The organism is Candidatus Erwinia dacicola, from assembly GCF_001756855.1.
Taxonomy (GTDB): domain Bacteria; phylum Pseudomonadota; class Gammaproteobacteria; order Enterobacterales; family Enterobacteriaceae; genus Erwinia; species Erwinia dacicola.
This window is the reverse complement of sequence record NZ_MAYS01000306.1, coordinates 1-6,951: the sequence shown is the minus strand read 5'-3', so window position 1 is coordinate 6,951 and position 6,951 is coordinate 1. Positions and strand designations below refer to the sequence as shown.

Below are 6,951 nucleotides of genomic sequence, written 5' to 3'. Positions count from 1 at the left end.
CCAAATAAAATGATTCTGCCTGACCTTTCCGTAGCGCACGCATCACTTCAATTCCTTTACATGCTGCGGACATTTACCTCCCCGCTTCAGCAATGCCAGCGCCCGCCCATACGTCGGGGCTTTATCTGTGTTGATCAACCGTGGAATTTCCAGGCGCTTCGTATTAGCTTCGTATTATTCAGAAGTTTACCCATAAAGCGATAGGCGGCTTTGGTGTGACGACGTGAAGACAGCTAAAAGCGCAGCCGCTTTTCCATCTCAGGTGCAGAACGCTGAACCCATCGATAAATCGTGGGGTGATCGACATTTACCCCTCGCTCAGCCAGCATCTCCTGCAGCTCACGATAACTGATGCCATATTTGCAGTACCAGCGGACGGCCCACAGGATAATATGACGCTCAAAATCTCGACCTTTAAATGGGTTCATGTGCTGCTCCTTCAACTAAACAGTGGCATCAGTTTACCATCGCCAGATCTTTGCAACAGTGCCCTGTCGCGTCAAGTTGGCGTGATCCGCAAGCAGTCGCTGGTGATTAACCTGCCCGGCCAGCCGAAGTCGATTAACGAGACGCTGGGAGGGTTGAAAGATGAGCATGGCAACTGCTAGGTCCACGGGATTTTTGCCAGCGTGCCTTATTGCATCCAGCTGCTCGAAGGGCCCTATATCGAAATTGACCCGCAGGTGGTAGCAGCATTTCGCCCGAAGTGCGCCAGACGCGAGATAAATGGCTTAAAATTCATTTCTTCAGGCATAAGATCCAGTGCTCACTGCTGTGGCAGAAAATTGACGGTATAGTAAGTTCAGCTTTACAGCGGCAACGATACTGTTTTCTTCTGACTCTGGGCCATGCTGATAAATATGCAGACCGATCACGCACGCTGTCTTAACCGACAGGACCACAAAACTCTGGCGCTGGCTGCCCTTAGTGGCGCGCTGGAGTTCTACGACTTTATTATCTTCATCATCTTCGCTGCGGTCATTGGCGAGCTGTTCTTCCCCGCGGATATTCCCGAGTGGCTGCGCCAGCTGCAAACCTTTGGCATCTTTGCCGCCAGTTATCTGGCGCGCTCGCTGGGCGATCTTGTCATGGCGCATTTGGGCGACAGTAAAGGGCGCAAGAAGATGTTCAGCCTGAGCGTTTTACTGATGGCACTGCCGACGCTGGCTATGGGCCTGCTGCCGACCTATGCCACTATTGGCATTGCTGCATCGCTATTACTGCTGATGCGGGTTTTGCAGGGGGGCAGCGATAGGCGGGGAAGTGCCTAGGTGTTTGTTGCCGAACACGTGCCGGAAAAACGCATCGGCTTCGCCTGCGGCACGCTCATTGTCGGCAGCGTGCTAATGGCTGCTTCCAGCTATACCTTTTTCCACGTCGCGACCACGGCACCGACTTATCTGTTTAGCGCCTATTAGCGCCTATGCGCTGACCGGGCTGTGCGTGGGCGTGGTGCCCTTTGTGATGATGCGCGCCTTCCCAGCTACCGGCATCTCCTTCTCTTACAACATTGCATGCACCATTTTTGGTGGCCTGACGCCGATCGCGCTGACGCTGATGATGAAGTTGACGCCAATGGCCCCGGCATACTGTTCTGCTGCTGGCGGTGATTGGCGTGCTGGTCGGCTGCTGGCTGCAGCGCGATGCGGGCAAGCAGACATTGTTAAAACAGGTCAGCATTCAGTAATCACTTCAATCGCTTAAAAAATGGGTCAGCTTCAGCTAGCTCAGTTTTTGCGGCAAAGTAAAAATTTTTTACCCTCCCCCCTTGATGCCGCGCTGCGCGGCCCCATCTTATTTGGCATCCGAGGCTACGGACCTGGAAAAAAAAGCGCAGGGCAAGCAGTTGAAACTGTAAAAAATGCCCGCATTTATTGGTTCATAACCTGATTTAGACATGAATTATAAGTGGGAGACGTTTCAATGGGTAAGATTATTGGTATTGACTTGGGCACAACTAACTCTTGTGTAGCTATCATGGATGGCGGCAAACCGCGTGTACTGGAGAATGCAGAAGGCGATCGCACTACGCCATCGATCATTGCTTACACTCAGGATGGTGAAACGCTGGTCGGTCAGCCTGCTAAACGTCAGGCAGTGACTAACCCGCAAAATACCCTGTTTGCGATTAAGCGTCTGATTGGTCGTCGCTTCCAAGACGAAGAAGTACAGCATGATATTAAAATCATGCCATTCAAAATCGTCGGCGCTGATAACGGCGACGCATGGCTTGACGTGAAAGGCCAGCGTGTTGCACCTCCGCAGATCTCTGCTGAAGTGCTGAAGAAAATGAAGAAAACCGCGGAAGATTACCTAGGCGAGCCAGTCACTGAAGCGGTTATCACTGTACCGGCTTACTTCAATGATGCTCAGCGTCAGGCAACAAAAGATGCTGGTCGTATCGCCGGGCTGGAAGTAAAACGTATCATCAACGAACCAACCGCTGCGGCACTGGCCTACGGTCTAGATAAAGGTCAGGGCAACCGCACTGTCGCGGTATACGACCTAGGTGGTGGTACTTTCGATATCTCTATTATCGAAATCGACGAAGTTGAAGGCGAAAAAACCTTCGAAGTTCTGGCAACCAACGGTGATACCCACTTGGGTGGTGAAGACTTCGACAGCCGTATGATCAACTATCTGGTAGCTGAATTTAAGAAAGATCAGGGCATCGATCTGCACAACGATCCGCTAGCAATGCAGCGTCTGAAAGAAGCCGCAGAGAAATCGAAAATTGAACTCTCTTCTGCACAGCAGACCCACGTGAACCTGCCGTACATCACAGCTGATGCGACAGGTCCTAAGCACCTGAACATCAAAGTAACCCGTGCGAAGCTGGAATCACTGGTAGAAGACTTAGTTGCACGCTCTATCGAGCCGCTGAAAGTTGCTTTGCAGGATGCCGGTCTGTCTGTTTCTGACATCAACGACGTAATCCTAGTCGGTGGTCAGACGCGTATGCCAATGGTGCAAGCGGAGGTTGCTGAGTTCTTCGGTAAAGAGCCACGTAAAGACGTCAACCCGGATGAAGCGGTTGCTGTCGGTGCTGCGGTTCAGGGCGGCGTGCTAGCCGGTGAAGTGAAAGACGTTCTGCTGCTAGACGTCACCCCGCTGTCGCTGGGTATCGAAACCATGGGCGGCGTGATGACTTCATTGATCGCTAAGAATACCACCATCCCAACCAAGCACAGCCAAGTGTTTTCGACTGCTGAAGACAACCAGTCTGCAGTAACCATTCACGTGGTGCAGGGTGAGCGTAAGCGTGCAGCGGATAACAAATCGCTGGGGCAGTTCAACCTCGACGGTATTCAGTCGGCACCGCGCGGTATGCCACAGATCGAAGTGACCTTCGACATCGATGCTGACGGTATCTTGCACGTGTCTGCGAAAGACAAAAACAGCGGTAAAGAGCAGAAGATCACCATTAAGGCATCTTCCGGCCTGAATGACGAAGAGATCGAAAAAATGGTGCGTGATGCCGAAGCTAACGCTGAGTCTGACCGTAAGTTTGAAGAGCTGGTACAGATCCGTAACCAAGGTGACCAGATCTCGCACAGCACGCGTAAGCAGCTGGACGAAGCGGGCGACAAACTGCCAGCAGACGACAAAGCGCTAATCGAAGATGCACTGGCTGAGCTGAACACCAAGCTGAAAGGCGAGGACAAAGCGGAAATTGAAACCAAAATGCAGGCTCTGATGGAAGTGTCCGGCAAGCTGATGGAGTTCGCTCAGCAGCAGGCCGCTGGCGGCGCAGAAGATGCCACCGACGGTGCGAAGAAAGACGATGATGTTGTCGACGCTGAATTCGAAGAAGTGAAAGAAAACAAAAAATAATCGCTCTTGAGCGGGCACAGTGGCGGTGATTGCCACTGGTTATAACCAGCACGGGCGTCGGAGAAATCCTACGCCCGTGCACGCATATTAAGGGCAGGATCAACAACAATGGCGAAAAGAGACTATTACGAGGTTTTAGGCGTATCCAAATCTGCGGATGAGCGTGAGATCAAAAAGGCTTACAAACGCCTAGCAATGAAATTCCACCCTGATCGCAACCAAGGCGAAGGTGCTGAAGAGCAGTTTAAAGAGGTTAAAGAAGCCTACGAAATTCTGACCGATGCGCAGAAACGGGCGGCTTACGATCAGTACGGCCATGCAGCCTTTGAACAGGGTGGCATGGGCGGCGGTGGTCGTTACGGCGGCAGCTTTGGTGGCAGTGCTGACTTCAGCGATATCTTTGGCGACGTATTCGGCGATATCTTTGGCGGAGGCCGCCGTCAGCAGCGCGCCGCTCGCGGTGCTGATTTACGCTACAACATGGAGCTGTCGCTGGAAGAAGCGGTACGCGGCGTGACCCAAAAGATCCGTATTCCAACCCTAGAAGAGTGTGACGTTTGCCACTGCAGCGGCGCGAAAGCGGGCACTAAACCGCAAACCTGCCAGACCTGTCAAGGAGCAGGCCAAGTGCAGATGCGCCAGGGCTTCTTTACCGTGCAGCAGGCGTGTCCAAACTGTCACGGTCGCGGTTCGGTGATTAAAGATCCGTGCAACGCCTGCCACGGCCATGGCCGGGTTGAGAAGTCGAAAACCCTGTCGGTGAAAATCCCGGCTGGTGTTGATACCGGCGACCGCATCCGCCTGACCGGCGAAGGTGAAGCTGGTGATCAGGGTGCGCTAGCGGGCGATCTCTACGTTCAGGTGCAGGTGCGTAAGCACAACATTTTCGAACGTGAAGAGAACAACTTGTATTGTGAAGTGCCAATCAACTTTGTGATGGCAGCGCTGGGCGGTGAAATTGAAGTGCCGACCCTTGATGGTCGCGTGAAGCTGAAGGTGCCTGCGGAAACGCAGACCGGCAAGCTGTTCCGTATTCGTGGCAAAGGTGTGAAATCCTTGCGCGGTGGTGCTCAGGGTGACCTGCTGTGCCGCGTGGTGGTTGAAACCCCGGTCAGCCTGAACGAGAAACAGAAAACGCTGTTGCGTGAACTGGAAGAGAGCTTTGGTGGTCCTTCCGGCGAACATAACAGCCCACGTTCTAAAAGTTTCTTTGACGGTGTGAAGAAATTCTTCGATGATTTAACCCGCTAATCTGCCAGTCTCAGGGCTGATCGAAATAAAAGATCGGCCCTTACCCCTCAATCCTCGTAAATACCGAACTTTTCGCGCTGTATAAACTGTTTTTTTCGAGCGGTTTAACGGCGTATGCTGTCCGCTATCTGATTGACAACCTCTAGGGATATTCAGCGGAGCCTGTAATGAACCTCTTTCTCAAAAAGCTGTTAAAAAATGACGCCACTGGCGGCGGCGTGCTGATCATCGCGGCGGCAGTGGCGATGTTTCTCGCCAATAACGCCAGCATGCAGCAGTCTTACCAGACCATTCTAGCTATGCCGGTGCAGTTTCGATTTGGCTCGCTGGACATCAATAAAGACCTGCTGCTGTGGATCAACGATGCTCTGATGGCGCTGTTCTTCCTGATGATCGGTCTGGAAGTAAAGCGCGAGCTGTTGATGGGCTCGCTGAAAGGGCGTAAGAAAGCGATGTTCCCGCTGATTGCCGCCTTGGGCGGCATGGTAACCCCAGGGTTGATCTATGCGGCGCTGAACCACAGCGATGAGCTTGCGATCCACGGTTGGGCAATTCCAGCCGCGACGGATATCCCCTTCGCGCTGGGTATCCTTGCCCTGTTAGGCAGCCGCGTGCCTCCAACGCTAAAAATGTTTCTGATGGCGCTGGCGGTGATCGATGACCTTGGCGCCATTGTGATTATCGCTTTCTTCTATACCCGCGATTTATCGCTGGTTTCACTTGGCGTCGCGGCGGCGTCGATCGCGGTGCTGGTGATACTTAACCTGTGCGGTGTGCGGAAAACTTCGGTATATCTGCTAGTCGGCATGGTGCTGTGGGTGGCGGAGCTGAAGTCGGGCTTTCACGCCACGCTGGCCGGTGTGATTGTCGGGCTGCTGATCCCACTGAAAAAGCAGGATGGGCATTCACCTTCTATCGAACTGGAACACGGCCTGCACCCGTGGGTTAGCTGGCTAATCTTGCCGCTGTTTGCCTTTGCTAATGCCGGTGTTTCACTGACTGGCGTTTCCATTGACGGCATGTTCTCAATGGTGCCGCTGGGGATTATCTTTGGTCTGCTGGTCGGTAAGCCGCTGGGGATCACACTGATTTGCTGGCTGTCGGTGAAATTAAAAATTGCGGCGCTGCCGGAAAATACCAAGATGGTGGATATTGCCGCCGTGGGTGTCCTGTGTGGGATTGGCTTTACCATGTCGATCTTTATCGCCTCGCTGGCGTTTGACGCCGCACATGAAGAGATGGTGACACTGGCCAAACTGGGCATTCTCAGCGGATCGATGCTGTCGGCAATACTGGGTTATGCGCTGTTGTACTTCAAGTTGCGGCTAGGCCCGCAGAAGCACGCTTAACGGTTCGGCCCTGCTATGGCTCAGATGAACTACAACCACCTCTACTATTTCTGGCAGGTGTGTAAAACCGACGCGGCGGCGGTTCTCAACTTTACTTCGCAAACCGTTACCGGCCAGTTAAAAACGCTGGAAGAGCGCCTGCAGGGTAAGCTGTTCAAACGCTAGGAGCGCGGGCTGATGCCGTCAGAGCTTAGTCAGCTAGTGTTTCGCTACGCTGACCGCATGTTTACGCTCAGCCATGAGATGCTGGATATCGTCAACTACCGCAAGGAAGCCAACCTGCTGTTCGACGTGGGCGTGGCGGATGAACTCTCGAACGTAGCGCCCTTACAGGGCGAGCGTCACGGCTTCGCCGTTCCGGTGCTTTGCATGACCGGAGCTCCGCTTTATACTCAGCTCCATGTATATCCCGCGTCCCGCCAAACTCCTTTTGGTCGAGTCCGTCAAGGTGGTGTAAATTCAGGTCCAGCCTTCCGGTCCGGTAATATGTCTGTTAAGCGCTGAGTGGCAGCGCCTC

General features: G+C 53.3%; 3 protein-coding genes and 4 pseudogenes. 6 read left to right on the top strand and 1 reads right to left on the bottom strand.

Annotation, left to right across the window (positions count from 1 at the left end):
* Positions 1–428, bottom strand: a pseudogene (locus tag BBW68_RS16445) (DDE-type integrase/transposase/recombinase); the annotation flags it as partial.
* Positions 429–491: 63 nt separating this feature from the next.
* Between BBW68_RS16445 and BBW68_RS09035 the strand changes: the two are divergent.
* The 6 genes and pseudogenes from BBW68_RS09035 to BBW68_RS09010 form a co-directional block, all read left to right on the top strand.
* Positions 492–728, top strand: a pseudogene (locus BBW68_RS09035) (molybdopterin-binding domain-containing protein); the annotation flags it as partial.
* A 120-nt stretch (positions 729–848) separates the two neighbouring features.
* Positions 849–1,687, top strand: a pseudogene (locus BBW68_RS09030) (MFS transporter).
* Between the two features lie 236 nt (positions 1,688–1,923).
* Positions 1,924–3,834 (top strand): molecular chaperone DnaK, encoded by a 1,911-nt coding sequence (dnaK, locus tag BBW68_RS09025; RefSeq protein WP_070135108.1) that lies wholly within the window; start codon positions 1,924–1,926, stop codon positions 3,832–3,834.
* 108 nt (positions 3,835–3,942) lie between these two features.
* Entirely contained in the window at positions 3,943–5,085 is a 1,143-nt protein-coding gene (gene dnaJ / locus BBW68_RS09020; protein ID WP_070135106.1) for a molecular chaperone DnaJ, read from the top strand.
* A 167-nt stretch (positions 5,086–5,252) separates the two neighbouring features.
* Positions 5,253–6,434 (top strand): Na+/H+ antiporter NhaA, encoded by a 1,182-nt coding sequence (gene nhaA / locus BBW68_RS09015; protein ID WP_070135104.1) that lies wholly within the window; start codon positions 5,253–5,255, stop codon positions 6,432–6,434.
* Positions 6,435–6,449: 15 nt separating this feature from the next.
* Positions 6,450–6,749: pseudogene (locus BBW68_RS09010) on the top strand (LysR family transcriptional regulator); the annotation flags it as partial.
* Positions 6,750–6,951 lie beyond the last annotated feature (202 nt).

Excerpts from the sequence above, each read along its gene's own strand:
- dnaK (WP_070135108.1), top strand. The coding sequence starts at position 1,924 with ATGGGTAAGATTATTGGTATTGACTTGGGCACAACTAACTCTTGTGTA.
- dnaJ (WP_070135106.1), top strand. The coding sequence starts at position 3,943 with ATGGCGAAAAGAGACTATTACGAGGTTTTAGGCGTATCCAAATCTGCG.
- nhaA (WP_070135104.1), top strand. The coding sequence starts at position 5,253 with ATGAACCTCTTTCTCAAAAAGCTGTTAAAAAATGACGCCACTGGCGGC.